Here is a 26929-nt window from a genome sequence, read left to right as displayed (position 1 = left end):
TCCGGTTTGAATGATCGTTAAAGTTGGCGCGCGCGTTTTAACCAGCAGGTAACCTGGGCGATGGCGCGCTCCCGTGCCGCCTATTTGCTGACGCTCATCTCGGCTTCGGACGATTTCTCCGCATCGCTCTTGTAGGAGCTTTCGCAATAGGGCGTGCACGACATGGTCTGGACATCCGCGCGGCGGTAAATGCGAACCGACGAGGCTGCCTGGCGAACCACGGTAACCTGTGTGTCGACGATCGGGCTGCCTTCCTGGTCGAGAACGACGAGGTTGGTGACACCGAAACCCTTGCCGGTGAGCACGATCGTCGAGGCATCCTGGACGGAAGCGTCGGCGATTGCCGGGTTGCCCACGACGATCGTGTCGGCGGGGCGCGACAGTTTCACGATCTTGGCCTGATTCATGGTGACTTCGATGTCGGCGCCAGCCCTGGCGGGTGTAATCAAGCTGGCGGCGGCAAGAAGCGCGGCAATCAGGATTGAGGATCTCGGCACGGCCATCAAGGCGCTCCACGCAAGCGGACTGTTCAACGGAACATGAACGAGATTGGTGAACCAACGGTTAAGTGGGCTTGCCGCCGGCGGATGGAGCGGTCGGCATGGCTGCCCGCCTGGCCGGATGGGCGCGGGGGGTCGCAAGCTTCCCCAAGCCCTTGCCTTTTGCGGCGTTGACCCGCGAAACGAAACATTAGCCAGCGCTTAGTATGGAGTTAACCACGCACTTGGTTCGAGCCGGGAAAGGAATCGGTAAGGCTGTTTATTAAGCCGATCGAAAGAGCTTCTCCCTAGATTGGCAGCATCCGATCAACCATCACAGAAGTTGACGGAAGTGCTGTAACACGTGGAGTAGGAGCTCTCGAATGTCTAACCTTTTTGCACGTTTCGTGAAGGACGAATCCGGCGCGACCGCTATCGAATATGGTCTGATCGCCGCTCTCATCGCGCTCGCCATCATCACCGGCGCCGGCGCACTCGGCAATGCCATCAACGCCAAGTTCACTTCGATCGGCAGCACGCTGAACAGCAGCGGCAGCTAATCTGCTTATTGCCGATCGATCGGATCGCATTCAGGACAGGGGCCGCCACAGGGTGGCCCCTGTTTTATTTTACTTGTTTCGGACCGCGGCGGAACAGTCGTCTTTTCACCACTGACCTCATCAATCGTTAATCGAACCAGCCTAGATTGAGTTTCTGTGGAATCCGCACAATAGGCACAATCGCCGATGCTTGAAGCCCTGATCTTCGTCGTCTTTCCGTTCTGCATGCTGTTTGCCGCGATCTCCGACATGTTGTCGATGACGATCGCCAATCGCGTGCCGGTGCTGCTTGTCGTCGTCTTCGCCCTGGTGGCGCCGCTGACGGGCATGGACTGGGCGGCCTATGGCTGGCATTTCGCCGCTGGCGCCATCGTCCTGGCCGTGACGTTCGGCCTGTTCGCCTTGGGTGGCATGGGCGGTGGCGATGCCAAGCTGCTGGCCGCCACGGCCGTGTGGATGGGGCTCAACGTGCAGCTCGTCGAATATCTTGTCGCCTCGACAATCATCGGCGGCCTTCTGACGATCGCGATCCTGCTTTACCGGAAATCGCCGCTGGCGGTTTTCACCGGACGCAATCCATTCCTGCGGCATTTCGCGGAAGAGTCGGCCGGTGTTCCCTACGGGATCGCGCTCGGCCTTGGTGGCCTGCTGACCTACCCGGACTCGCCTTTGATGGTGTGGGCGCTGGCAAGGCTGGCGAGCTGAATTCATCAAATTTTTCGTGGGCTGACATGGCTTACACGCCGGCTTTACGGAGCGGCGGCCCAGCCTTTCCGCGCATCGCGGCGCGATCCGTCCAATTTATGTAAACCTTAAATTAATCACGATCGTAAGCATTGCATTAACCTTGTTTTGACGATTGCCGCTGCAAAGTCCGGCTTGGCTACGTGGTTTGCCAAGGGCGAGGGTTCGGACAGATGCCAGCATCCCGATTGATTATTCTGAGCGTGGCGGTGGCCGCGGCGGGCGGTGCTGGCTATGTGGCGAAAAACATGGTCGCTCCGCCGCCTCAGGTCGTCGTCGATTCTGGCCCCCAGGCGCCCGCGGTGTCCCTGCAGGACGTGCTTGTGCTCTCGGGCGATGTCGCAATGGGCAACGCGCTCGAGAACAACATAGCCTGGCAATCCTGGCCCGCTGACGGCATCAACGCGAATTTCATCACCAAGGCCACCGCTCCCGATGCTTTGGAGAAACTCAAGGGGTCGATTGCCCGCGTGGCGATGTACGCGGGCGAGCCGGTGCGGCGCTCCAAGCTGATCGGCGAGGGACAAAGCTTCATGTCGTCCATCCTGCCTTCCGGCATGCGGGCGGTCGCAACGACGATATCGGCGGACACTTCGGCCGGCGGCTTCATCCTTCCAAACGATTTCGTCGACGTCATCATGACCCGCAGGGCCGATGCCAGCACCGGTGGCGCCGGCTTCAACACCGAGACCATCCTCAAGAATATCCGCGTCCTGGCGATCGACCAGACCATCCAGGAGGACGAGGAAGGCAAGAAGACCAGGGTGGGCCAGACCGCCACGCTGGAGCTGACCCCCAAACAGGCGGAGATCATCACCGTTGCCCAGCAGATGGCGGATCGCCTGACTCTGGCGCTGCGGGCGATCGCTGACACCCAGGAAAAGAATGTGGATGAGGCCGACTATCTCGTTTCCGGCAATGGCCGCCGGGGAACGGTGAGGCTGATCAAGTCGGGCGAAGTCTCCGAAGTAGGAGCAAGAAAATGAGGCTAAGCGCTAAACTGCCGGCAATCCTAGCCACGGCATTCGGCCTGCTGCTCGTCGGAGCGAATGTGCAGGGCGTCGAGGCGAAGAGCACGCAGGTGTCGGCCACGACAGCCACCCAGCGCGTCAAGCTTGGCCTCAACAAGTCGGTGGTCATAGACCTGCCGAGCGATGCCTATGACATTCTTGTCGCCAATCCCTCCGTTGCCGACGCGGTGACCCGCACCGCAAGGCGTATCTACCTCTTCGGCAAGGCGGTCGGCGAAACCAACATCTTCGTCTTTGGGCCGAACGGCGAACAGATCGCCAGCCTGGATCTGGCCATCGAGCGCGACGTCGCCGGCCTGGAGGATTATATCAAGCGCTTCCTTCCGACCTCGGCCGTCAAGGTTGAACTGCTGAATGACAACGTGGTTCTGACCGGCACCGTGGATACACCCTTGGATGCCAAGCGTGCCGAACAGCTGGCAAACATGTTTGTGTCCGGCGGTGAAGCGACGACGGGACAATATTCGCAGACCGCTGCCGGCGGCTCGGCCCAGAGCGGTGTCGACATCAACAACCCTGACCAGGAGCGCCGCGTCAGCCAAATCGTCAATCTGCTGCAGATCATCGGTGACGATCAGGTCACGCTGAAGGTGACGGTCGCCGAAGTCAGCCGTTCGGTGATGAAGCAGCTCGGTGTCAACATGGTCGGCAGCGGCGGCAGCAACGGCATCAGCTACGGCGCGCTCAGCGACAATTTCACCGGCCTCGGCAAGCAACTGTCGAATTCCGGCTTCACGATCGGCGCCTCGGGGTTGCAGGCCTATATCAACGCCATGGAACAGTCCGGGGTCATGAAGACGCTGGCCGAGCCGACCCTAACTGCTGTTTCTGGCGAGAAGGCGACGTTCCGGGTTGGCGGTGAATACAACATGGTGAGCGGCGTCACCGCGAACGTATCGACCGACAACCAGACCGGCCTGAAGAACTATACCATCGACAAGATCGAATATGGCATCGGCCTGGAGTTCCAGCCGGTGGTGCTGTCTCCCGGTCGCATCAGCCTGAAAGTCAGAACGTCGGTTTCCGAGCCGACCACCGAAGGGTCCGTTTCGCTGTCCTCGGGTGTGACGAGTCCCGGCACGAATATCCTGTCTCTGCGCAAGCGTCTTGCCGATACGACCGTGGAACTGCCCTCCGGCGGCTCCATGATGATCGCTGGCCTTGTTCGCGACGATGTCAGGCAGGCCATCAACGGCTTGCCCGGGCTGACGAAGATTCCAGTGCTCGGCGCGCTCTTCCGCAGCAGGGATTTCGTGCGCAACGAGACCGAGCTCGTCATCATCATCACGCCCTATCTGGTGAAGCCGGTGGCGCGCAATGAGCTGGCCAAGCCGGACGACAATTTCAACCCGCCGAGCGACGGCGCCGGCATGTTCCTTGGGCGCGTCAATCGCGTCTACGGCACCATGCAGACCGACAGGCCCAACGGCCGCTATCACGGCGTTGTCGGCTTCATCTACAAGTGAACGGGAAAGCGGACATGTCTCAGTCAGCACTTAAGGCAAGGACCATGGCGATGCGCTCCGGCCGTTCTCGGATAGGCCTGCGAGCGCTTCCGATCATGGCGGTGGCGGTGTCGGCTCTGCTGGCCGGTTGTGCCCAGCGCGACAGCGTTACCGTCGGCGCCATCCCCGACGACTATCGCACCAATCATCCGATCGTCATCGCCGAGAAAAACCAGAAGATCGATCTTCCTGTCGGCGCCGGTGACCGCGGCATGACCGGCTCGCAGCGCGACACGCTCCTGGGTTTCCTCGACGGCTATGACAAGAGTGCCGCTCCGACATTGACGATCCAGATTCCAAGCGGATCGGCCAACGAAGTCGCCGCAACGGCGGCCGGCCATGATTTCGCTCGGCTCGCGGTCGCTGCCGGGATCAAGCGCGACCGCATCGTCGTGGTCTCCTATCAAGCGGGATCGAGCGAGGCATCAGCCCCGGTTCGCGTCTCCTACATCGCGGTGAGGGCACAGACCGACAAATGCGGTCGTTGGCCCGCTGACCTGGTGGAGACGTCGGAGAACAAGCACTACGCCGATTTCGGCTGCTCCTATCAGAACAATCTTGCCGCCCAGGTGGCCAATCCGGGAGATCTTCTCGGGCCGCGCAAGTCCACCACTATTGATGCGGCCAATCGCAGCAAAGCCATCGGTGTCTACCAAGACAGGGGCATTTCGGATGAATTCCTCGGCAACTCGGAAGTGACTTACTAAGCCGCCCTCGGAAAGAAGCGACGTCAGGAACAGGCCACGGAAAGAGCATGACCATGAGCAACCTTGCCTATGACGCCACCGTGGAGGGCGGTGATACCTCGCTGCAGGACGTCGCCGCGATGCAGGCGTTGCGGCCGGTTCCGCGCATTTCGATCCAGGCATTCTGCGAGACGGAGGGCGTTGCCAATCCGGTCCAGCGCGCCGGCGAGGACCGCCGCATGACCAAGGCGCATCTCAAGGTCCATATGGGCGGGGTCCCCACGGCAATCGAGTTCTACCAGTCGGCGCCGACACCGAACCTGATCCTGCTGGAATCGCGCAGCGAACCCAAGCAATTGCTGGAGCAGCTCGCCCAGCTTTCGGAATATTGCGATCCATCCTCGAAAGTGGTGGTGATCGGCCACTACAACGATGTTGGTCTCTATCGCGAACTCATCCGCTCCGGCATCTCCGAATATGTCATCGCGCCGGTGTCGATGGCCGACGTCGTCAGCGTCGTCTCGTCGATCTTCGTCGATCCGGAAGCTGAACCGCTCGGTCGCTCGGTCGCCTTCGTCGGCGCCAAGGGTGGCGTCGGCTCTTCCACGATCGCCCACAATGTTGCCTGGGCAATGTCCTCCCTGTTCAAATCCGAGGTCGTTGTGGCCGACCTCGATCTCGCCTTCGGCACCGCCAACATCAATTTCGATCAGGATCCGGCCCAAGGCATCGCCGAGGCTGTGTTCTCGCCCGAGCGCATCGACGAAGTCTATCTCGACCGGCTGCTGACCCAATGCGCCGAGCATCTGTCGCTGCTCGCGGCGCCCTCGACGCTGGAACGCGTCTACGACTTCGATCCCGACGCCTTCGCGCAACTTGTCGATACCGCGCAGCGCAGCGTGCCGCTCCTTGTTCTCGACGTTCCCCATGTCTGGACGGGATGGGCCAAGAACACGCTGGTCAAGGCCGACGAGATCGTCATCACGGCGACGCCGGAACTGGCCAATCTGCGCAACACAAAGAACCTGGTCGACATGCTCAAGCGGCTTCGCCCGAACGACCCGCCGCCGAAATTGATCATCAACCAGGCCGGCATACCCAAGCGGCCGGAGATCTCGCCATCCGATTTCGCCGAGCCGCTCGGCCTGACGCCGATGTCGGTCATCGGCTTTGATCCCTTGCTGTTCGGCAATGCCGCGAACAACGGGCGCATGCTGGGCGAGATGGATGCCAAGAACCCGGTTGTGGCCACGATCAACGAGATTGCCCATGTGCTGACCGGCCGCAGCGAAATCAGGGCGAAAAAGAAGGTTGGCCTGGGCAGTCTGCTCGGCAAGCTCTCGCGCAACAAGAAGTGACGCAATGGGGTCGGTAGTCGGTCATGTTCGGTAAAAGAGGCAACGACGACGGCAACCGGTTCAAGCCGGAATTTCGCCAGCCGGCACCGGCACCGGCACCGGTCGCGCCGGCGGCCGCGGTTTCGGCGGACACAGCGGTTCTTGCCCGGCCCGCGGCCACGCCGCAGCCGAGCGCGCCTGTCGCGCCACCCGCCAGGCGCGCGGTCGAGGCGCCACCGATGGCGCCGGAACCGAGGAGAGGCCGCGAAAAGAGCGAAACCTATTACGATACCAAGAGCCAGGTTTTCTCGGCCCTGATCGATACGATCGACCTGTCGCAACTCGCCAAGCTCGATCCCGAAAGCGCTCGCGAGGAAATCCGCGACATCGTCAACGATATCATCGCGATCAAGAACTTCGCGATGTCGATCGCCGAGCAGGAAGAACTGCTCGAGGACATCTGCAACGACGTGCTTGGCTATGGGCCGCTTGAGCCGCTGCTCGCGCGCGACGACATCGCCGACATCATGGTCAACGGGTCCAAGAACGTCTACATCGAAGTCAACGGCAAGGTCGAACAGACCGGCATCCGCTTCCGCGACAACCAGCAGCTGCTCAACATCTGCCAGCGCATCGTCAGCCAGGTCGGCCGCCGCGTCGACGAATCCAGCCCGATCTGCGACGCCCGTCTTCCCGACGGATCGCGCGTCAACGTCATTGCACCGCCGCTGGCCATCGACGGCACCGCGCTCACCATCCGCAAATTCAAGAAAGACAAGCTGACGCTCGACCAGCTGGTCAAGTTCGGCGCCATCTCTCCGCAGGGAGCCGAAGTTCTCAAGATCATCGGCCGCGTCCGCTGCAACATCGTCATTTCGGGCGGCACCGGCTCCGGCAAGACGACATTGCTCAACTGCCTGACCAACTACATCGACCGTGATGAGCGCGTCATCACCTGCGAGGACTCGGCCGAACTGCAACTGCAGCAGCCGCATGTCGTGCGCCTGGAAACGCGTCCCCCCAACCTCGAGGGCGAGGGCGAGGTGACGATGCGCGACCTGGTCAAGAACTGCCTGCGCATGCGGCCCGAACGCATCATCGTCGGCGAAGTGCGCGGACCCGAGGTCTTCGACCTTCTGCAGGCGATGAACACCGGCCATGACGGCTCGATGGGGACGATCCACTCCAACAGCCCGCGCGAATGCCTGAACCGCATCGAATCCATGATCGCCATGGGCGGCTATTCGCTGCCGCAGAAAACCGTGCGCGAAATCGTCGTCGGCTCCATCGACGTGATCATCCAGGCGGCTCGCCTGCGCGATGGATCGCGCCGCATCACCCATATCACCGAAGTGATCGGGATGGAGGGCGACGTCATCATCACGCAGGATATCGTCCTCTACAACATCAAGGGCGAGGACGCCAACGGCAGGTTGCTGGGTGAACACGTCTCGACCGGCATCGGCCGCCCCCATTTCTGGGAGCGGGCTCGATACTATGGCGAGGAGCAGCGTCTCGCCACGGCGCTCGAAGCCATGGAGAAACGTGCTGACTGACGCATCCGCGGGCGTGAAGGTTCAGGTCGATGTTTGGAATTGACGGCACCGTATTGGCGTTTGTCGTGCTCGCCGGCTTCAGCGCCGGCGCGGTCGCCTATGCATTTCTGTTCAACCAGATCAGCAATGAGAAACAGGCCGGAAAGCGGCTTGAAACGATCAAGGCCGCCGAAACGGACCGCTCTGTCGTCAAGGCGACGCGCGACCGCGCGGCGGACGCGGCCAAGCGCCGTAAATCGGTGCAGGATTCCCTGAAGGAGCTCGACGAGAAGCAGAAGACCAAGGACACCGCCGTCAAGAAGCCGCCGCTGAAAGCCCAGCTTCGCCAGGCTGGGATGAAGGTGCCGATCGAGCGTTTCTATATCTATTCGGCCATATGCGGCCTCGCGCTGACAATCGTCGCGTTCATGGTCGGTGCGCCGATGATCGTCTTGCCCGGTATATTGCTCGCCGGAGCGCTCGGCTTGCCGCGTTGGTTCGTTTCTTTTCGTCGTACCCGCCGCGTCAAGGCGTTCCTCAACGAATTTCCAAACGCGCTCGATATCATCGTGCGGGCGGTCAAGTCCGGCCTGCCGCTGAACGACGCCGTGCGCCTGATCGCCAATGAATCCCCTGAGCCCGTGAAGACGGAGTTTCGCCGAATAGTCGATTCGCAGCAGATGGGCCTGTCGATCCCCGACGCGACCTTGCGCATGCCCGAAACCATGCCATGCACCGAGGCGAGTTTCTTCGGCATCGTCATCCAGATCCAGTCGCAGGCCGGCGGAAATCTCTCCGAGGCGCTGGGCAACCTTTCGCGCGTGTTGCGCGACCGCAAGAAGATGAAGGCCAAGGTCGCGGCACTGTCGATGGAAGCGAAAGCATCCGCCGCCATCATCGGCGCCTTGCCTTTCATCGTCGCCTTTCTCGTCTATCTCTCCAGTCCCAACTATTTGATGCCGCTGTTCACGACCAGCGTCGGTCATCTGATACTCGGTTTCGCCGCCGTCTGGATGTCGATCGGCATCTTCGTGATGCGCAAGATGATGAACTTCGAAGTCTAGGGCCGGGGCATGACCGAACAAGTCATCAAATCACTGACGGATCCCAGCTTCCTGATTGCGCTGCTGGTCGCCATCGCCGTGTTCGCAACCGTCTTTACGCTGCTGCCGGCGATCGGCGGAAACCAGCTCAAGGCGCGCATGAAATCGGTCGCGCTGGAGCGTGATGAGCTTCGCGCCAAGCAGCGCGCGCGGCTCGCGAACGAGGCCGATCGCCGCCGCAAGGGTCTGCGCGAGCAACAGTCGGTCGGCATGCGCAACATTGTTGACCGACTCGATCTGCGGCGTGCGTTGGCCGACGAGGCCACCTTGCAAAAGCTCAAGGTTGCCGGCTTTCGCGGGCAGAATCCGCTAACGCGTTTTCTGTTCTTCCGCCTGGTGCTTCCTTTTGTCGGCTTCGCGCTCGGTCTGTTCTATATCTTCGTTCTCGGCGGATTGCCCGACAAGCCATTGGTGATCCGGCTGTTCGTCTGCGTCCTGGTTGCCTATGGCGGCTTCTATGCTCCGGTCCTCTACGTCAACAACCGCGCGACCAAGCGCAAGCAGTCGATCCAGATGGCGTGGCCGGATGCGCTCGACCTGATGCTGATCTGCGTGGAGTCCGGCATGTCGGTGGAAGCCGCGCTGCGCAAGGTCGCCGACGAGATCGGCGCGCAGTCGGTGGCCCTGGCGGAAGAATTCATCCTGACCAACGCCGAGCTCTCCTATCTGCAGGAACGCAAGCAGGCTTATGAAAACCTGGCCGGCCGCACGGGACTGGAATCGGTCAAGTCGGTGTCGCAGGCGCTTGTCCAGGCCGAGCGCTATGGCACGCCGGTGGCGCACGCGCTGCGCGTGCTTGCCAGCGAAAGCCGCGACATGCGCATGAACGCCGCCGAGAAAAAGGCCGCCGCCCTGCCGCCCAAGCTCACCGTGCCGATGATCTTGTTCTTCCTGCCGGTGCTGTTCGCCATCATCCTGGGACCGGCGGGCATCCAGGTCAGCCAGCGCGGTATCTTCGGCGATCATTCCGGCGGGGCCGCGTCGACCAGCCAGTAGACCAACGCAGAACTCGTCTGCGCAAACAAAAAGCCGCGCTGCAGGGGAGCGCGGCTTTTCTACGATTTTCGGTAAGCTCGCGGCGATCAGTTGGTGGCGGTTTTCGGCAGTTTCGCCTTGTCCTGATCCTTGAGCTGGCTCCAGGCGTTCTGCTGGGCCAGCATCTGCCTGAGATAGGCAACATTGGCCTGTGCCTGTTCGGGCGAAAGTTCCTGCGAGGCGATCTTCTCGGCTTCGTCGAAACGGCCCTGCAGGCCGACAACGAGTGCCAGGTTCTGGCGTACCCGGCTGTCGGCGTTCGGTTGCTGGGCGGCCGACCGCATATAGGTCTCGGCGGTGCGTAGATCCCCTTCCAGCACATAGGACATGCCGAGATTGGAAAGGACCGAAGGCTCGTTGGGCTTGAGTTCGAGCGCCTTGCGGTAAAGCTGGCGCGCATCATCCTTCTGGTTGAGCTGGTCAAGTATGGCCGCTTCGGCGGAGACCAACCTCCAGTCGGGATATTCCGGCGTCTGCGCGCGGCGCACCGCGTCGAGCGCCGCCTCGAACTGGCCGTTGGCGGCCAGCGCCTTGCCATAGGCGGCGAGTACGTCGCGGTCCTTCGGATAGGCGATCGCCAGCTTGCGCATCACCGCAAGCGACTGGTCGGCATCGCCATCCATCTGCAGCGCCGCCGCGAAGTTGGTCGCGATGCGCTTGTCGTTGGGGTTCCTGGCGTAGGATTGGCCGAGAGCGGCGGTGGCATTGTGCAGTTCTCCCGCCGACATCGTCTCCAGTGGCTTGCCGCTGGTGCGTCCGATCGAGCCGGTGGTGAGCTTGTCGGTCGCGCATCCCGCGACACCTGCCGCGAGCGCCAGCATGAATGCCGTGGTGATGAGCCGTTTTCCCCGGATGTCTGTCGTGCGGTTGGTCGGCATCGGCACCCTGGGCCTCCATTCATGCGCGTGGCCATTGCGTGGCCATCTTCCCTCCAGCAGAAATATTCTGTTAACCCTAACGGAGGGTTAAGAAGCGCCGACTCGGGGCGAGCTCGGCAGGAGAAACATCTGATGGCTGTGGAACTGGTCGAGAACAAGCTGAAGAACCCACTGCCGGTCCATCTGGTCGGCAGGGACGGCCTGGAGGCGGCCGGTCTGTCGCCGTCTATTGTCGCTTGGGCCAGGGCAAACGGCTTTTCCGGCGAGGCCGGCAGGACGCTGGCCGTGCCCGGCGAGAACGGAGCGCTCGGCGGCGCCATGTTCGGTCTTGGCGACGGCGAGGGCGCGCTCGGCCTGGGCGCGCTGGCGAAAACCCTGCCGGAAGGCGACTGGCACTTCGCCTCGGCGCCGGCCGAGCCGGAACTGGCGGCAATCGCGTTGGCGCTCGGCGGCTATGTCTTTACCCGCTACGGCAAGAAGCCAGGCAAGCAGCTGCGCTTCGAGCTGCCGGCCGGCGTCGATGCGCAGCGCGTTCGCCGCATCGCCGATGGCGTTTTCCTGACGCGCGATCTGGTCAACACACCGACCAACGATATGGGGCCGGATGATCTGGAGAGGGCAGTGCGGGCCTTGGCTGGGACCCACAAGGCCGAAGTCTCCGTCATCAAGGGTGACGACCTGCTCACACAGAACTTCCCGATGATCCACGCCGTCGGCCGCGCCTCGTCCGGCGCGCCGCGCTTGATCGACATGACATGGGGGCAGCAAGGGGCGCCGAAGGTGACCCTGGTCGGCAAGGGTGTCTGCTTCGACACTGGCGGCCTCGACATCAAGCCGTCCTCGGGCATGCTGTTGATGAAGAAGGACATGGGCGGCGCCGCGAATGTGCTGGGACTGGCCTCGATGATCATGGCCGCCGGACTGAACGTGCGGCTTCGGGTGCTGATCCCCGCGGTCGAGAATTCGATCGCCGGCAACGCCTTCCGCCCGGGAGACGTGCTTGCGAGCCGCAAGGGCATATCAGTCGAGATCGGCAACACGGACGCGGAGGGGAGGCTGGTGCTGGGCGATGCCTTGGCTCTCGCCGATGAGGAGGAACCGCAGCTTCTGATCGACATGGCGACGCTGACCGGAGCCGCCCGCGTCGCGCTTGGTCCCGACCTGCCGCCCTTCTACACCGATGACGAGGCGCTTGCCTCGGAGCTGGCGGCGGCATCGCTGGCGGTCGAGGATCCGCTGTGGCGCATGCCGCTATGGCGGCCCTACGATGCGAAACTGTCGTCGAAGATCGCCGACATCAACAACGTCACCACGGACGGTTTCGCCGGTTCCATCACCGCGGCGCTGTTCCTCAAGCGCTTCGTCGAGAAGACCGCGAGCTGGGCGCATTTCGATATCTTTGCCTGGAACCCCGCCGATCGCCCCTATGGCCCCGCCGGTGGCGAGGCGCAAGGCATCCGGGCGCTGGAGCGGATCATCTCGACGCGTTATGGCTGATGGCCGCAACCAGAGCCGGCAAATTGCTGAAACTGAAAACGGAACCGAAACAATTTGCCGTCATGATGGCGCGATGTCGATTGCGATGCGCCCGAGCCAGGCCTTGCGACTGTGGCAGCAAGTGATGCTGTCACAGGTGCGCGAGGATGCGCCCGATCTCACCATGCGTCAGACGGCGATCCTGTTCACCATCTATCTCGATCCGCCGCCGCATACGGTGCGCGGTCTTGCCGCCCGCCTCAACGTCACCAAGCCGGTCATCACACGCGCGCTCGATACGATGGGCGCGCTGAAACTGGTGTCGCGCCATCGCGACGAGCTCGACAAGCGCAATGTCCTGATCAAGCGCACCGTTGAAGGCGCGCTCTTTGTCGAGCGCTTCGGCGATGGTATCATTGCCAAGGCCCACGAACTGCCGATCTGACTGTATTGCCCATTCAACAGGGTTACCGATTTTGACCGCTCACGACGCACGCCTTCATGCTTTCCGCTCCGATCTCGCCGATGCCAGGTTGAAAGGAGAAGTCGCTGCCGACCGTTTTGTCACGGGTCGGCCAGCGCGGATTTCGGTGCCGGTGGCCGATATCCGCAAGGCGCCCAAGTTGGAGTCGGGTGTCAACACGCAAGCTCTGTTCGGCGACGATGTCCTGGTTTTCGAGGATAGAGAAGGCTGGGCCTGGATCCAGGCCGAGCGAGACGGCTATGTCGGCTATGTCGCCGACAGCATGCTGGGCGGGCGGGACCATGCGTCCACCCATATCGTCTCGGTGCCGCGTACGTTCCTTTATCCCGGTCCGGATCTGCGCTTTCCGATCGCCGGGCAACTGTCGATGGGATCGACCGTAACGGTGACGGGTGCCGCCGACACACGCGGCACGCACTATGCCCTGCTGCCGTCGGGTGAAGCCATGATCGCTGGCCATCTGCGGCCGATCGGCGAAGTGGCCGGCGACTATGTGTCCGTGGCCGAGACGTTTCTCGGCACGCCCTATCTGTGGGGCGGTGTTTCCGGCTTCGGCATCGATTGCTCCGGCCTGGTGCAACTGGCCATGCGCATGGCCGGCAGGGAGGTGCTGCGCGATTCCGACATGCAGGCCGCTTCGGTCGGCGAGCCGCTCGAGCCGGGCGCCGATTTTTCGGGGTTGCGACGTGGTGACCTGGTGTTCTGGAAAGGTCACGTCGCCATCATGACCGACGCCCAAACCATGATCCACGCCAACGGCCACACCATGCTGGTATTGCGCGAAGGGCTGAAGGAAGCGGTCGCCCGCATCGGCTATCTCTATGGCGGACCGACGGGGTTTCGGCGGCCGTAAGGCTTTTTTCGATCCCCTTTTGTTCCGATTCTGCTTGGCGATTGCGCGCCGCCGCGCTACCTCTGGCGGGTGACCGAGCTGCCGCGCCTCGCCGACCAGAATGCCGCCGTCGTCTTGCCCGAGCCATTCGTAAAATGGTTCGGCGAGAAGGGCTGGTCGCCGCGCGCGCATCAGATCGAACTGCTGGCGAAAGCCCAGGCCGGGCAATCGGTGCTGTTGATCGCGCCGACCGGCGCCGGCAAGACGCTGGCCGGCTTCCTGCCGTCGCTGACCGAACTGGCCGTCAGGCCGAGGCGAAAACCAGGCCAGGCGCGGCGCGGCATCCACACGCTGTACATCTCGCCGCTGAAGGCACTGGCCGTCGACATCGAGCGCAATCTCGGCAAGCCGGTCGAGGAGATCGGCCTGCCGGTCACCATCGAAACGCGCACCGGCGACACCCCCGCCCACAAGCGCCAGCGCCAGAAGCTTGCGCCGCCCGACATCCTGCTCACCACACCAGAGCAACTGGCCTTGCTGATCGCGGCAGGCGATGCGAGGCGCTTCTTCGAGGATTTGCGCTATGTCGTGCTCGACGAATTGCATTCGCTGGTGACGTCGAAGCGCGGCCATCTGCTGGCGCTTGGGCTGGCGCGGCTGCGCAGCTTCGTCCCTGGCCTGCAGACGATCGGGCTGTCGGCGACGGTGGCCGAGCCGGACGAATTGCGGCGCTGGCTGGTCAGCCAGAACCCACCCGGTGACATGGCGGAATTGATCACCGTGACGGGTGGGGCGAAGCCCGAAATCTCGATCCTCGATTCCGAGGAGCGCGTGCCGTGGGCGGGGCACTCGGCGCGCTACGCCACGCCGGAAATCTACCGCGAGATCAAGCGCCACAAGACGACCTTGCTGTTCGTCAACACGCGCAGCCAGGCGGAGCTGCTGTTCCAGGAGTTGTGGCGGGTCAACGAGGACACCTTGCCGATCGCCCTGCATCATGGCTCGCTCGACGTCGCCCAGCGCCGGCGTGTCGAAAAGGCAATGGGCGACAACGCATTGCGCGCCATCGTCGCCACCTCGACGCTCGATCTCGGCATCGACTGGGGCGATGTCGACCTGGTCGTGCATGTCGGCGCGCCAAAGGGGGCCAGCCGGCTGGCGCAGCGCATCGGCCGCGCCAACCACCGCATGGACGAGCCGTCGAAGGCGATCCTGATTCCCGCCAACCGTTTCGAGGTGCTGGAATGCCGGGCCGCGCTCGACGCCAATTATCTCGGTGCGCAGGATACGCCGCCGCTGGTCAATGGCGGGCTCGACGTGCTGGCGCAGCATGTGCTGGGCTGCGCCTGCGGCGCACCGTTCCGGGCCGATGACCTCTATGAAGAGGTGCGAACGGCGGCACCCTATGCCGGCCTCGATCGTCCGACCTTCGACCGTGTCATCGATTTCGTCGCCACCGGCGGCTACGCGTTGAAGAATTACGAGCGCTACGCCCGCATCCGCCTGAACAAGGATGGGATGTGGCGCGTATCCAATCCGCGCGTCGCCCAGCAATACAGGCTGAATGTCGGCACCATCATCGAGGTGCCGGCGCTCAATGTGCGCTACGTCAAGGCCGGCAGCAAAGGCGCGGCGTCGCACGGCGGCCGCGTGCTCGGCAAGATCGAGGAGGCGTTCCTCGAAACCTTGACGCATGGCGACACCTTCATGTTTGCCGGCAAGGTGCTGCGCTTCGAAGGTATCCGCGAGAATGAATGCTTCGTCTCGAATGCGCCCGGCAGCGACGCTAAGGTGCCCTATTATGGCGGCGGCAAGTTTCCGCTGTCGACGTACCTTGCCGAACAGGTCCGCATCATGCTCGACGATCCGCAGCGTTGGAAGAAGCTGCCGGAGCAGGTGGCCGACTGGCTGCGGTTTCAGTCGGACAAATCGATGCTCCCCAAGCGCGACGATTTGCTGATCGAGACTTTTCCGCGCGGCAACCGCCATTATCTGGTCGCCTATCCCTTCGAGGGCAGGCTGGCGCACCAGACGCTTGGCATGCTGCTCACCCGTCGCCTCGACAGGGCGGGCGCCAGGCCGCTTGGCTTCGTCGCCACCGACTATGCCTTGGCCATATGGTCGCTGGGCGACATGGGTGCGATGTTCAAAGCCAGGAAACCTTCACTCGGCGCGCTGTTCGACCAGGACATGCTGGGCGACGATCTCGAAGCCTGGCTGGCCGACAGCTGGCTTCTCAAGCGCACCTTCCGCAACTGCGCGCTGATCTCGGGCCTGATCGAAAAACGCCACCCCGGCCAGGAGAAGAGCGGCCGCCAGGTCACGGTGTCGACCGACCTGATCTACGATGTGCTGCGCAGCCATGAGCCGGACCACATCCTGCTTCAGGCGACGCGTGCCGATGCGGCGACCGGCCTGCTCGATGTCAGCAGACTTGCGGACATGCTCTCGCGCATCCAGGGTCGAATCATGCATAAGGCGCTCGAACAGATATCGCCGCTTGCCGTGCCGATCATGCTCGAGATCGGCAAGATGCCGGTCAATGGCGAGGCCGATGAAACGCTGCTGATGGATGCTGCGACGCTGGTCGAGGAGGCCATGGGGCCCGGGATGGTTGACGAATGACCTTTTCGCTGGCGCGCGCATCGCTGATCGCCGAGGCCGACCTTGTCGGCATCGCGGGCGCGCGCGCGGTCTGCGATCCGCGCGGCGTGCTCTATTTTCCCGAGCTCAAGCTGTTGACAGTATCGGACCTGCATCTGGAGAAGGGCTCGTCGCTGGCCAGGCGCGGCACACTGATCCCGCCCTACGATACCGGCGCGACCCTGCTGCGGTTGCAGGCGGTGATATCGGACTACCAGCCGTCGATCGTCATCAGCCTGGGTGACAGTTTCCACGACGGCGGCGGCGCCAAGCGCATGCATTCGAGCTTTCGCGAACGGCTGGAAGCGCTGATGGCAGGCCGTGACTGGTTCTGGGTCGCCGGCAATCACGACCCGGAGGCGCCGGCGGACCTGCCCGGCGAGACCGTGCGGGAACTGGCCATAGGTTCCCTGCTGTTCCGGCACGAGCCGTCGAAGGTGCGGGTCGAGGGCGAGATTTCAGGCCACCTGCATCCCTGCGCGCGCATCGTGCAGCAAGGCCGTTCGGTGCGCAGGCGCTGCTTTGCCGGCGACGGCGGCCGCATGATCATGCCGGCCTTCGGCGCCTATACCGGTTCGCTCAACGTGCTCGACCGCGCCTATGCCGGCCTGTTCCGGCTGGAAACGCTGATGGCCTATATGCTTGGCACTGACCGCATCTTCGCCATCTCCGGTTCGATGCTGCGGCCGGGTTGAGGGTCGCCGCCTGGTCTTGGTGAAGCTCAAGTCTTCTTAAGCGCAGCATGAATGCGGTCAAGTGCTTCTTCCGCGCCGCGGTATCCCTGCGCTGCCGAGCGTTTTAACCATTGGATGGCAAGGTCATCATTCTGCTCAACCCCAACACCTTTGAGATACATCAATGCCACGTTGAATTGCGCCTTGCTGTCATTCAGTTGCGCAGCCTTTTCGTACCAATAGAAGGCTAGCTTGGGGTTCTTATCTACAATCTCGCCGGTCAGGTAAGCCACGCCCAAATTAATTTGCGCGTCAACATTACCTTGCTCAGCTGCTTTGGTTAACCAAAGTACCGCATCGGAACCACTTTTGGGCACTCCCGTCCCAGAAAAATACGCGTATCCAAGATACTGCTGAGCTTCGGGCAAACCTCGGATCGCCGCCTTGCGCCATAGCTCCGCCGCTTTGGAATCATCCTGCTGAACGCCCTTGCCCCAGGAGTACAAAAGTCCAAGGTTCAACTCGGCCACTGCCATGTCTTGATCCGCCGCCTTGCCCCACCATTCGGCAGCTTTGGAATAATCCAGTGGAACACCCAGTCCTCTGGAATACAGAAATCCGACGTTAAATTGGGCAATGGCATCACCCTTTTGGGCGAGAGCCGTCCATTCTTTGTACGCTTCTGAATAATTATTCGCTTTAAAGGCGGCTTCGGCTTCGAGCGCGCCTGCTATTAAATTGCAGGGTGCAAGGATAAACATACATGCGGCGAACAAGCCGAGTGCGAGATAGGTCGGAGAGCGGAAGGCAGCGAGATTCATCGCCTTGAACTACGAATAGAGAACTGGAGCATTCTGGATTTAAAGGATAGTATCGACTCCGCTGTCAACAATAATGCCGAATTTTACTGTCGCTCAGAGAGCTGGCGGAAGTCATTTTCAGCTGTCCTATCGTCCATAATAAAGCGTGACGGTGTGCTTCGCCTCGGCGAAGAACAGCCAGCGTTCGACCAGCATGCCGGTGAACTGGACGATTGCAGCGAGCCCTGAAGAGACCGCCGCAAAGGGCCAGGGCAGGGCGAAGGTGGCGGTGAGCAGCAGGATGGGTAGAGCGAACGCCAGCGCCTGCGTGATCCGGCGCAGCTTCGCGCTGTGCTTGCGCGCGATGCGGAAGCCCATTTCCTTGAGCAGGTAGTTTTCCTCGGTATGCGGCCATTCCAGGGATCGCACCGTGCCGCCGGAGAGCCCGGTCGCGGTGTTCGCGTTGGTCGCGATTTCAAGCTGGTCATTGTGGCGCCAGGTCGCCAGCTTCCAGCCCCAGCCGAGCAAGGTGAGCAGTACGGAAGCGGCGAGCGGGACAGTCGAGCCGACCGCAAAGCCTTGCAGCAGGGCATTCACGAGCACGCAGCCGCTCATCGCCGAGAAGATCAGATAGCCGGGCAAGGTGTAGGGGCTGTGCCATTGGGCAATCGGCTTGAGCGATGCATAGATCATGCCGGTCATGCAGACCGTGACAAAGGCGCCGAAGGTGGCCAGAACGCCCGCGGCCGCCACCCAGCCATCGAGGCGGCCAAGGAAGACCCAGCCCAGGCCGAAGAGGCCCGCCGGGATGAAGGTGATGACCGACGATACGCCTTCGCGCGACAGCCATGAACTGCGCCATTGCGAGAACGCCCGCCAGGCACGTTCAGGTCTGCCGAGATGGCGGGTCGATGACAGCAGGCCGGCCGCGATCAGGCCGAGCGCCAGGCCAATGCCGACGAAGCCCGGCCAGAAATCGGGCGCGATGAGGCCGAGCGGGCCGAGCACGCCGAGCATTGCGAGCAACCCATAGCCGGCACCCGTAGCGGTGGTGAAGAAAACGACCGAAAAAGCTGGATGCATGGATGGTCAGCTCGAAAGCATGCGGTCGACCCAGCCAAGGAAACCACCCTCGGCCCGCACCGGCTCCAGCGCCTTGGCCGGCACCGATGCGGCGCGCTGCGTATGGGCGCGCGGCGGCAGGTATTTGTTGGTCGGGCGATAGCCAAGCTCGGGCATCAGGTCGACCCCGCCGCGATCCGCCACCAGTTGCGAGACGGCGGATTGGGGATCGCCGAGGTCACCGAAATGCCGGGCGCTGGTCGGGCAGGCGGCGACGCAGCCCGGCACGCGGTCTCCTTCGGCCAGATTGTCGTTGTAGATGCGGTCGACGCAGAGCGTGCATTTCTTCATCACGCCGACATCCGTGTCGAACTCGCGCGCGCCGTAAGGGCACGCCCAGCTGCACAATTTGCAACCGATGCACTTGTCCTCGTCGATCAGCACGATGCCGTCCGAGGCGCGTTTGTAGGAGGCGCCCGTCGGACAGACGGTGACGCAGGCCGGCGTCTCGCAATGCAGGCAGGAGCGCGGGAAGTTCACCGTGCGCCCGCCCATCTCGGTGATGTGCTCGTAGCTGTGCACGCGGTTGAACCAGACGCCGTCGACATGGCCGCCGTAAGGGTCGATGTCGGTCAGCGGCGCCATGTGACCGCCGGTGTTCCACTCCTTGCAGGCGGTGACGCAGGCCTGGCAGCCGACACAGGTGTCGAGGTCGACGACGAGGCCGAGCTTCTTGCCGCCCGGACTTGGAAGACAGGTCATTCGGCCGCCTCTCTTGCCCGGCGAAATTCGGCGCCGAAAGTGAGCTTGTCGGGCGAGGGTTCGAAATGTGGCGGCTGGCGAAATCTTTCGAATTGCGGCTCGGTGAAGCCGGCTTCCTCATCAGCGCATTTGACGATGCGCACGCGCAGATCGAACCACGCGGCCTGGCCGGTCACCGGATCGGAGTTGGAGTAGCGCTTGCCCTGCGCGTCAGCGGAAGTCTGGTCACCGATGATGTGGTTGAGCAGGAAGCCGCGATTGCTCTCGGCGGCATCGTCATTCAGTCCCCAGCTGCCGCGCCTTTTGCCGATCGCGTTCCAGGTCCAGACCGTGCTTTCGTTTACTCCGTCGACCAGCTTGATCTGCCCCTTCACCTTGCCATTGATGCTCTCGATCCACACCCAGTCGTCATCGACAAGGCCAAGGCCGGCCGCCGTCCGGTGATGTACGAACAGCCGGTTCTGGCTGGTGATCTGCCGCAACCACGCGTTTTGCGAACCCCAGGAATGGTACATGTGCATGGGCCGCTGCGTCAGCGCGTGCAGCGGGTATTTTTCCAGGTCCACGGCCGCTTCCTCGAAGGGCATGTACCAGAACGGCAGCGGATCCATGTAGGTCTCGATGCGCCGGCGTTCGCCTTCGGGCGGCACCACCCGGCCATGTCCGCGCGCGGCCAGCCGAAAACGCTGCATCGGTTCGGAATAGAGCTGGAAGACGATCGGCTCGGCCTTGGGGATGAAGCCCAGTTGCACCGCGAAATCGAGATAGGAGCGGTTGGCCATCTTGTAGTAGCGCTGATCGTCGGTGAAGTCGTGGTGCCAGAAACCGCCATTGTCGATGTAGCGCTGCAGCTGGTTGGGGTTGACGTCGCCCTTGCCGATCGAGGTTTCGTCCTTGCCGCGCCAGCCGGCGAGCGGGCCGATGCCGGGCGTGCGTTCGTGATTGACGATGTAGTCGGCGTAGTCGCGGTACTTCGCCGAGCCGTCTTCCTCGACGAAGCCGGGCAAGCCAAGCCGTGCGCCGAGTTCGATCAGCACCGACTGGAACGCCCTGACGTCGCGGTCGGGCTCGACGACGGGATGGCGGATGGCGTCGCCCGGCCCGTCGGCATGGCTGATCGGTCGGTCGAGCAGGCTGATGCAGTCATGACGCTCGAGATAGGTGGTGTCGGGCAGCACGAGGTCGGCGAACGGCACCGTCTCGGAATAATAGGCGTCGGAATAGATGATGAAGGGGATCCTGTAGTTGCCCGCTTCATCACGGTCGGTGAGCATGGCCATGGTCTCGACCGTGTTCATCGACGAATTCCACGCCATGTTCGACATGTACATCATCAGCGTGTCGATGGGGTACGGGTCGCCGGCCCAGGCGTCGCGGATGACGGTGTGCATCAGACCATGCGCCGCAAGTGGCGAATCCCAGGAATAGGCCTTGTCGATGCGCAGCGGCGTGCCTGCGTCATCGACCAGCAGATCGTCGGGTCCACAGACGAAACCGAGCGGCATGCCGTCGAGCGGCGTCATCGGCCTCACGTCCTTGCCGCAGGGCTTCGGACCCGGCGGGGCGGACCGGGGGTAGGGCGGCTTGAAGCGGAAGCCGCCAGGCACGTCCACGGTTCCGAGAAGCACCTGCAGCAGGTGAATGGCGCGACAGGTATGAAAGCCGTTGGAATGGGCGGAGATGCCGCGCATGGCATGCATCGAAACAGGTCGGCCCTTGATCGTCTCATGCCGGCGCCCGGCCCAATCGGTCCAGGCGACCGGCAGTTCGATCACCTCTTCGAAGGCGACATGTGCAAGTTCGGCGGCGATCCGGCGGATCGTATCGGCGGCAATGCCGCAACGCCCGGCGACCGCGTCGGGTGCGTAGCTCTCGTCGAGATAGCGGTCCGCAATGAGCTGGAACACCGGAACGCACCTGCGCCCGTCGACCGTGAAGCTGCCGGTCAGTGCCGGTTTTGCATCTGGCTCGGTCGCGTTGACGGAGGTCTTCGCCACTCGGTCCCAAGCGACAAGAGTGCCGTCGCTGTCGCGCAGAAAAAGCCCATCATCGACCGCGCCAGGCTCCTGGATAACCAGGACATGCGCGTTGGTGTAGCGGAGCAGATAATCGAGATCGACGCGGCCGGCCTTCAAGAGTTCGTGGATGAGCGCGAACACGAACAGGCCGTCAGTGCCGGGTCGGATGCCGATCCAGTCATCGGCGATCGCATTGTAACCGGTCCGGCAGGGATTGATCGACACCACCTTGGCGCCGCGCGCCTTGAGCTTGCCCAGTCCGATCTTGATCGGGTTGGAGTCATGGTCCTCGGCGACGCCGAACAGCATGAAGTATTTCGTGTTGTCCCAATCGGGCTCGCCGAACTCCCAGAACGAGCCGCCGATCGAGTAGAGGCCACCGGCTGCCATGTTGACCGAACAGAAGCCGCCATGGGCAGCGAAGTTCGGCGTCCCAAACTGGCTCGCCCACCAGCCTGTCAAGGATTGCGACTGGTCACGTCCGGTGAAGAAGGCGAGTTTTTTGGGGTCGGTCCGGCGGATATGCGACAGCCGCTCGGTGGCGATCGAGAAGGCTTCCTCCCACTCGATCTCGCGGAACTCACCCGAGCCGCGCGGGCCGGTGCGCAAGAGCGGCTTCTTCAGCCGCGCCGGGCTGTAGTGCTGCATGATGCCGGAGCTGCCCTTGCCGCAGATCACGCCTCGATTGACTGGATGGTCCTTGTTGCCGTTGATGTAGCGGATCTTGCCGTCCTTGATGTGCACGTCGATCCCGCAGCGGCAGGCGCACATGTAGCAGGTCGTCTTGGCGATGCTGTCGGAAACATCTGGGGAGGTGTCGACGCCGTCGCCTTCATCGGGCGCGCGCGTGTCGGCAAGCTGGCGTTGCGAGGGGGCTGAATTGGCGCCGCGCGGTCCTTGCATCATGATCCCGTGGTGCCCGCGCGGCCGGCGGATTTGGCGCGCGTCTTCGGCCCGGGTCCGCGCATATAATGCTCTTCCGGGTGATATCGATCACCGGCCAACCGCCGCTGGATGCCGCGGGTCCAATGCGCAATCAGGGATCTGAACCGCCCGATCATTTTGTTCTCTGCGATCTGCCGGCCAATTTTTTCTAACTTCGGCTGAAAAAGTAGAATGAACTTATCGATCCGTCTAATCAGTTGTTCTTGTAAATTCGATCGATATTGGTTCTTAATACAGGCATGACCCTGGACCAGTTGCGCATTTTCGTCGCCGTTGCCGAGCGTGGCCACATGACCAAGGCAGCAGAGCTTCTCGGCATTTCCCAGTCGGCCGCGTCGGCGGCCATTCGCGCGCTGGAAGAGCAGCACGGTGTCCATCTGTTCAACCGCGTCGGCCGCAACATAGAGCTGGCCCAGACCGGCCACCGGTTCCTGCCCGAGGCCAAGGCCGTGCTGGAGCGGGCTGCCGCCGCCCGCAACGTGCTGGAACATGTTTCGCAGACGGTCGCCGGCAGCCTCTCGATCGCCGCCAGCCTGACCATCGCCAGCTACTGGCTGCCGCGCCGGCTGGCCTCCTTCCACGAGGCCTATCCGGCCGTCAGGCTTAGCGTCACCATCGGCAACACGAGGCAGGTCGAGGCCAGCGTGCTCGATGGAACCGCCGATCTCGGCTTGGTCGAAGGGCGCACCGAATCCGACATATTGCGCCGCGCCAAGGTCGATACCGACCGGTTGATGCTGGTCGTTGCCAGCTCCCATCCGCGGATCGCCGAAATCGCGCCGGGCCGCCCCGACATCACGGGCCTGCGCTGGATCATCCGCGAGGGCGGCTCCGGCACGCGCGAGGTGCTGGAGGATCTGGCGCGTCGCGAGGGGATTTCACTTGCCGACCTGCAGATATTCCTGGTGCTGCCCAGCAACGAGGCGGTTCGCCAGGCCGTCGAAGCAGGCGCAGGCGCGACCATCATTTCGGAGCTGGTCGTCGGGCACGCGGTCGCCGAGGGGAGCCTGAGAGCCGTGCCGATCGAATTGCCGAAGCGCGACTTCGCCATGATCACCCATCGCGACCGCCAGGCAAGCCTGGCCCAGATGGCGCTGAAGGCGCATCTGGCTGCAGAGATGAACGGGTCAGGGTAGGATCAGCCGAACTTCCGCTGCGCATCGAGTGCCAGGCCAAGCCCGACCGATCCGAACATGTCGCCGTCTATGACGGAAGCCTGCGGCACCAGCGACAGGATCTCTCGTCTTGCCAGCGGGATCGCGGTCGAGCCTCCGGTCAGGAACACGGCGGTGATGTCCGATGGCTTGACCTGAGCGTCGCGAATGGTCTGACCGACCGTTTCGGTGACCCGCTCGATATCCCTGGCAATCGTGGCCTCCAGCCCGTCGCGCGTGATCCCGGCGGCGAACGCCGCGTCCGGCAGCTTCACCTCCACCTCCGCCGATGACCTGTCGGTCAGTTCTATCTTGGCTCTTTCGACCAGCGCCGCCAGAGCGTGCCCGTAGCGGTGCTCGACGATGTGGATGAAGCGGTCGACCAGGTCGGCGCGCACGGCCTCGTAGCGGATCTGGCGCAGATGCGTCATGGCTTTGGCGGTATAGACCAGGTTGATGCGCTGCCATGTGGCGAGATCGATGAAGTAGCTGGCCGGCAGATTGCGCTTGCCATCCTTGGTCGCGGAGAGGTAGCCGAGCTGCGGCATGACATGGGCGATGCTCAGCAACCGGTCGAAATCGGTGCCGCCGATATGGATGCCGCGGCTGGCCAGGATGTCGTCCTTGCGGTCGGTCGATCGCGAGCGCTCCGGCGAGACCCGCACGATCGAGAAGTCGGACGTGCCGCCGCCCATGTCGATGATCAGAGCCAGTTCCTCGCGCGTCACCTTCTGCTCGTAGTCGAGCGCCGCGGCAATCGGCTCGAACTGGAAAGCGATGTGCTTGAAACCCTGGGCACGGGCAGCCTTCTCGAGCTCGCCTTGCGCCTTCGCGTCGGCTTGCGCATCGTCATCGACGAATTGCACCGGGCGGCCGAGCACCACGCTTTCCACCACGCTGCCGGTGTCCTCTTCCAGCCTCGTCTTCAGATGGCCGATGAACAGGCCGATAATGTCGATGAAGCCGATCTGGCGCGTCTTGATGCGGGTCTTCTCGTGGGCGAGCGAACTGCCGAGCACACTCTTCAACGAGCGCATCAGGCGGCCTTCGATGCTGTCGGTATAATCGCCGATCGCGCGCCGGCCGAAATAGGTGTGGCCGTCCTCGAAGTTGAAGAACACGGCACTTGGCAAGGTGGGCTGTTCGCCCTCCAACGGGACCAGCCGCGCCTTGCCGTTCCGGATCACGCCCACCGTGGAATTGGACGTGCCGAAGTCGATGCCGCCGAATGCCTGGTGCATTGCAGCCTCCTGTCATGGTTTCGTGGCGGCAAGACAACGGCGACGTATCGCGCTGTCATCCGGAAAGCCGGACCGCTCTTGCGAATGGTATGTGCGTGTTTGCCCTTGGGCTGGGAGGCGGCGGTTTATCGCATGGTGGGGAAAAGGGGAACCCCTCTTTTCCCCGAGCGTCAATCTTTGCGGAACACCAGCCGGCCGAGCCAGCCGGTCACCATGGCCAGCGATATGGCGAACACGCCATAGAGGAACGAATAGTCGTGGGCGACGCGGAAGATCGATTGTTCGAAGCCCGACTTGCGGATTTCGAGTTGCGCCGAACTCTCCTTGATGAACAGGCCGCTCTTGAACAGGAAGGCGCGCGCCTTGTGCGTGCCGACCGGCACATTCGGCGCCAGCCTGACCGTGGCGCGAAACAGGTTCTGCGACAGGAATTGCACGCCACCGACATTCTCGCTGTAGAGGCCCGCGGCGGCCTTGCGCTCGCGCAGTGCCGCCGTGAATTCCTCGATCGTCGCCGGGCTGTCACCGGCATCGGCGGGCTGCATATAGAGGTTGGACGCGCCGAGCGACAATTGCTTGTAGCTGTTGGGTTCGGTGATGTCCTGCAGCGGCCGCGTCGTCGCCACCGAATAGGACACCGGCACATTCTCGAAGGTCTCTGAATCCAGATTGATCCAGACGCCCAGCACCCGGTCCTTGCGGCGCACCACCACCGGTTTGGGCGGCCCTTCGAGCACGACGATGACGTCGTAGCGGCCCTGGCGTGCCACCAGTGGGTCGGGATTTTCCAGCGAACCGAAAATGGTCAGGTCGGCGCCGGAAAAACCGGCGGTGATCGACACCGCATCGGTGGAGAGGCCGATCTGGATGCCTTCCGTCAATGGCGTCTGCGCCTTCGCCGGCGGGGCGGCGGTCAGGGACAGGAGAGCGACGGTTGCGAGCGCCTTCATGCCTTTCATCAGTTGAGGCCCAAGCCGGACAACGAATAAAGGTTGGGCGGCGTGACGAACAGATCGATGGCGAGCCGGATCGCCACCGCCAGCACCAGCAGCGCCAGCAGGGCTCTCAATTGCTCGCCGCGCAGCCGCTGGCCGGCCTTGGCGCCATACTGCGCCCCGGCCACGCCGCCGGCCATCAAAAGGAAGGCCAGCATCACATCGACGGTCTGGTTGGTGGTGGCGTGAACCAGAGTCGTATAGGCGGACGTGAAGATGATCTGGAACAGCGAGGTGCCGATGACGACATTGGTCGGCACTTTCAAGAGATAGATCAGCGCCGGCACCATGATGAAGCCGCCGCCGACGCCCATGATCGACGACAGGAAGCCGATGCCGGCGCCAAGACCGAGCACCGGAATGACGCTGACGAACAATTTCGACGCGCGAAAGCGCATCTTCAGCGGCAAGCGGTGGATCCAGTTGTGCTGGCCGGATTTCTTCAGCACCGGTGCCGCACCGCTGCGCGTGGCGCGCAACGCGTTGATGCTCTCGACCAGCATCAGCCCGCCGACGGTGCCGAGCAGCACGACGTAGAGCAGCGAGATGAACAGGTCGAGCTGGCCGAGCCTGCGCAGGAAGCCGAACACGTAGATGCCGGCGGTGGAACCGACGATGCCCCCGGCGAGCAGCACGCCGCCGAGCTTGAAGTCGAGCGTGCCTCGCTTCATGTGCGAAAGAACGCCGGAGACGGAAGAAGCGATGACCTGGTTGGCGCCGGTGGCGACCGCGATCGCCGGCGGGATGTTGTAGAAGATCAAGAGCGGCGTGATGAGAAAGCCGCCGCCCACCCCGAACATGCCCGACAGGAAGCCCACCGCGGCGCCCATGGCCAGCAGCACGAAGACGTTGACGGAAATTTCCGCGATCGGGAGATAGATGCCCACCCGTCAGTCTCGATCAGTTTGCCTGTCGGCGAATAAAGCCGTTGCGGGCAGTATCGCATCGAA

Annotated in this window: 25 protein-coding genes; 15 read left to right on the top strand and 10 right to left on the bottom strand. The window is 62.9% G+C overall.

Annotated features, from left to right (window positions below; genetic code table 11):
- Positions 1-80 precede the first annotated feature (80 nt).
- The gene (locus tag EN804_RS20275) at positions 81-503 is read right to left on the bottom strand and encodes a pilus assembly protein N-terminal domain-containing protein (protein WP_127280726.1); all 423 of its coding nucleotides are present in this window, start codon (positions 501-503) and stop codon (positions 81-83) included.
- Positions 504-862: 359 nt separating this feature from the next.
- Here EN804_RS20275 and EN804_RS20270 point away from each other — a divergent pair, with 359 nt between their 5' ends.
- From EN804_RS20270 to EN804_RS20230, 9 genes are all read left to right on the top strand, one after another.
- Positions 863-1039: a Flp family type IVb pilin gene (locus EN804_RS20270; protein ID WP_056569967.1), complete on the top strand. Its 177-nt coding sequence runs from the start codon at positions 863-865 to the stop codon at positions 1037-1039.
- 186 nt (positions 1040-1225) lie between these two features.
- Positions 1226-1744, top strand: a complete 519-nt coding sequence (locus EN804_RS20265; protein ID WP_127870752.1) for a prepilin peptidase — start codon at positions 1226-1228, stop codon at positions 1742-1744.
- A 212-nt stretch (positions 1745-1956) separates the two neighbouring features.
- A complete protein-coding gene (gene cpaB / locus EN804_RS20260) occupies positions 1957-2769 on the top strand; it encodes a Flp pilus assembly protein CpaB (protein ID WP_127278980.1) in 813 nt (270 codons plus the stop codon).
- Positions 2766-4280: a type II and III secretion system protein family protein gene (locus EN804_RS20255; protein ID WP_127278981.1), complete on the top strand. Its 1515-nt coding sequence runs from the start codon at positions 2766-2768 to the stop codon at positions 4278-4280. The genes cpaB and EN804_RS20255 overlap by 4 nt, the downstream gene beginning before the upstream one ends.
- Before the next feature lie 14 nt (positions 4281-4294).
- A complete protein-coding gene (locus tag EN804_RS20250) occupies positions 4295-5026 on the top strand; it encodes a CpaD family pilus assembly protein (RefSeq protein WP_135882859.1) in 732 nt (243 codons plus the stop codon).
- Positions 5027-5073: 47 nt separating this feature from the next.
- Entirely contained in the window at positions 5074-6363 is a 1290-nt protein-coding gene (locus EN804_RS20245; RefSeq protein ID WP_135921035.1) for a CpaE family protein, read from the top strand.
- 23 nt (positions 6364-6386) lie between these two features.
- Positions 6387-7898 (top strand): CpaF family protein, encoded by a 1512-nt coding sequence (locus tag EN804_RS20240; RefSeq protein ID WP_135882858.1) that lies wholly within the window; start codon positions 6387-6389, stop codon positions 7896-7898.
- A 29-nt stretch (positions 7899-7927) separates the two neighbouring features.
- The gene (locus EN804_RS20235) at positions 7928-8941 is read left to right on the top strand and encodes a type II secretion system F family protein (protein WP_127278985.1); all 1014 of its coding nucleotides are present in this window, start codon (positions 7928-7930) and stop codon (positions 8939-8941) included.
- Between the two features lie 9 nt (positions 8942-8950).
- Positions 8951-9976, top strand: coding sequence for a type II secretion system F family protein (locus EN804_RS20230; RefSeq protein WP_127870754.1), 1026 nt, complete (start codon positions 8951-8953; stop codon positions 9974-9976).
- Between the two features lie 86 nt (positions 9977-10062).
- Here EN804_RS20230 and EN804_RS20225 read toward each other — a convergent pair whose 3' ends face one another.
- Positions 10063-10893, bottom strand: coding sequence for a tetratricopeptide repeat protein (locus EN804_RS20225; RefSeq protein WP_135921186.1), 831 nt, complete (start codon positions 10891-10893; stop codon positions 10063-10065).
- 132 nt (positions 10894-11025) lie between these two features.
- Between EN804_RS20225 and EN804_RS20220 the strand changes: the two genes are divergently transcribed.
- The 5 genes from EN804_RS20220 to pdeM all read left to right on the top strand — a co-directional run bounded on the left by EN804_RS20220 (position 11026) and on the right by pdeM (position 17023).
- Positions 11026-12390 (top strand): M17 family metallopeptidase, encoded by a 1365-nt coding sequence (locus tag EN804_RS20220; RefSeq protein WP_135921034.1) that lies wholly within the window; start codon positions 11026-11028, stop codon positions 12388-12390.
- 73 nt (positions 12391-12463) lie between these two features.
- Positions 12464-12814, top strand: a complete 351-nt coding sequence (locus tag EN804_RS20215; RefSeq protein WP_015319324.1) for a MarR family winged helix-turn-helix transcriptional regulator — start codon at positions 12464-12466, stop codon at positions 12812-12814.
- Between the two features lie 31 nt (positions 12815-12845).
- Positions 12846-13706: an NlpC/P60 family protein gene (locus EN804_RS20210; RefSeq protein ID WP_135921032.1), complete on the top strand. Its 861-nt coding sequence runs from the start codon at positions 12846-12848 to the stop codon at positions 13704-13706.
- A gap of 69 nt (positions 13707-13775) precedes the next feature.
- Complete coding sequence (locus tag EN804_RS20205; RefSeq protein ID WP_135862080.1) at positions 13776-16310, top strand: ligase-associated DNA damage response DEXH box helicase; 2535 nt, start codon at positions 13776-13778, stop codon at positions 16308-16310.
- The gene (gene pdeM, locus EN804_RS20200) at positions 16307-17023 is read left to right on the top strand and encodes a ligase-associated DNA damage response endonuclease PdeM (protein WP_135921030.1); all 717 of its coding nucleotides are present in this window, start codon (positions 16307-16309) and stop codon (positions 17021-17023) included. The genes EN804_RS20205 and pdeM overlap by 4 nt, the downstream gene beginning before the upstream one ends.
- Before the next feature lie 26 nt (positions 17024-17049).
- Here the strand turns inward: pdeM and EN804_RS20195 are convergent, their stop codons facing one another.
- From EN804_RS20195 to EN804_RS20175, 5 genes are all read right to left on the bottom strand, one after another.
- Positions 17050-17823 carry a tetratricopeptide repeat protein gene (locus EN804_RS20195; protein WP_127280003.1) on the bottom strand — a complete coding sequence of 258 codons (774 nt, stop codon included), beginning with the start codon at positions 17821-17823 and terminating at the stop codon, positions 17050-17052.
- A gap of 126 nt (positions 17824-17949) precedes the next feature.
- Positions 17950-18885 (bottom strand): dimethyl sulfoxide reductase anchor subunit family protein, encoded by a 936-nt coding sequence (locus tag EN804_RS20190; RefSeq protein WP_135921028.1) that lies wholly within the window; start codon positions 18883-18885, stop codon positions 17950-17952.
- Between the two features lie 6 nt (positions 18886-18891).
- Entirely contained in the window at positions 18892-19626 is a 735-nt protein-coding gene (locus EN804_RS20185) for a 4Fe-4S dicluster domain-containing protein (protein WP_135921025.1), read from the bottom strand.
- Positions 19623-22547: a molybdopterin oxidoreductase family protein gene (locus tag EN804_RS20180; RefSeq protein WP_135921023.1), complete on the bottom strand. Its 2925-nt coding sequence runs from the start codon at positions 22545-22547 to the stop codon at positions 19623-19625. The genes EN804_RS20185 and EN804_RS20180 overlap by 4 nt, the downstream gene beginning before the upstream one ends.
- Positions 22547-22879: a hypothetical protein gene (locus tag EN804_RS20175; protein ID WP_135921021.1), complete on the bottom strand. Its 333-nt coding sequence runs from the start codon at positions 22877-22879 to the stop codon at positions 22547-22549. Before EN804_RS20175 ends, EN804_RS20180 begins: the two co-directional genes overlap by 1 nt.
- On the opposite strand from EN804_RS20175, the gene EN804_RS20170 reads away from it, so the two are divergent.
- On the top strand, positions 22829-23725 hold the full coding sequence (locus EN804_RS20170) for a LysR family transcriptional regulator (RefSeq protein WP_135921019.1): 897 nt from the start codon (positions 22829-22831) through the stop codon (positions 23723-23725). The genes EN804_RS20175 and EN804_RS20170 overlap by 51 nt on opposite strands.
- A gap of 2 nt (positions 23726-23727) precedes the next feature.
- Here EN804_RS20170 and EN804_RS20165 read toward each other — a convergent pair whose 3' ends face one another.
- The 3 genes from EN804_RS20165 to EN804_RS20155 all read right to left on the bottom strand — a co-directional run bounded on the left by EN804_RS20165 (position 23728) and on the right by EN804_RS20155 (position 26866).
- A complete protein-coding gene (locus EN804_RS20165) occupies positions 23728-24984 on the bottom strand; it encodes an Hsp70 family protein (RefSeq protein WP_135921017.1) in 1257 nt (418 codons plus the stop codon).
- 170 nt (positions 24985-25154) lie between these two features.
- Complete coding sequence (locus EN804_RS20160; RefSeq protein ID WP_127280140.1) at positions 25155-25943, bottom strand: TIGR02186 family protein; 789 nt, start codon at positions 25941-25943, stop codon at positions 25155-25157.
- Positions 25943-26866, bottom strand: coding sequence for a sulfite exporter TauE/SafE family protein (locus tag EN804_RS20155; RefSeq protein WP_127870764.1), 924 nt, complete (start codon positions 26864-26866; stop codon positions 25943-25945). The genes EN804_RS20160 and EN804_RS20155 overlap by 1 nt, the downstream gene beginning before the upstream one ends.
- Positions 26867-26929: the final 63 nt, after the last annotated feature.

Source organism: Mesorhizobium sp. M8A.F.Ca.ET.161.01.1.1 (assembly GCF_004792105.1).
GTDB lineage: Bacteria > Pseudomonadota > Alphaproteobacteria > Rhizobiales > Rhizobiaceae > Mesorhizobium.
This window is presented reverse-complemented; position numbering and strand designations above follow the sequence as displayed.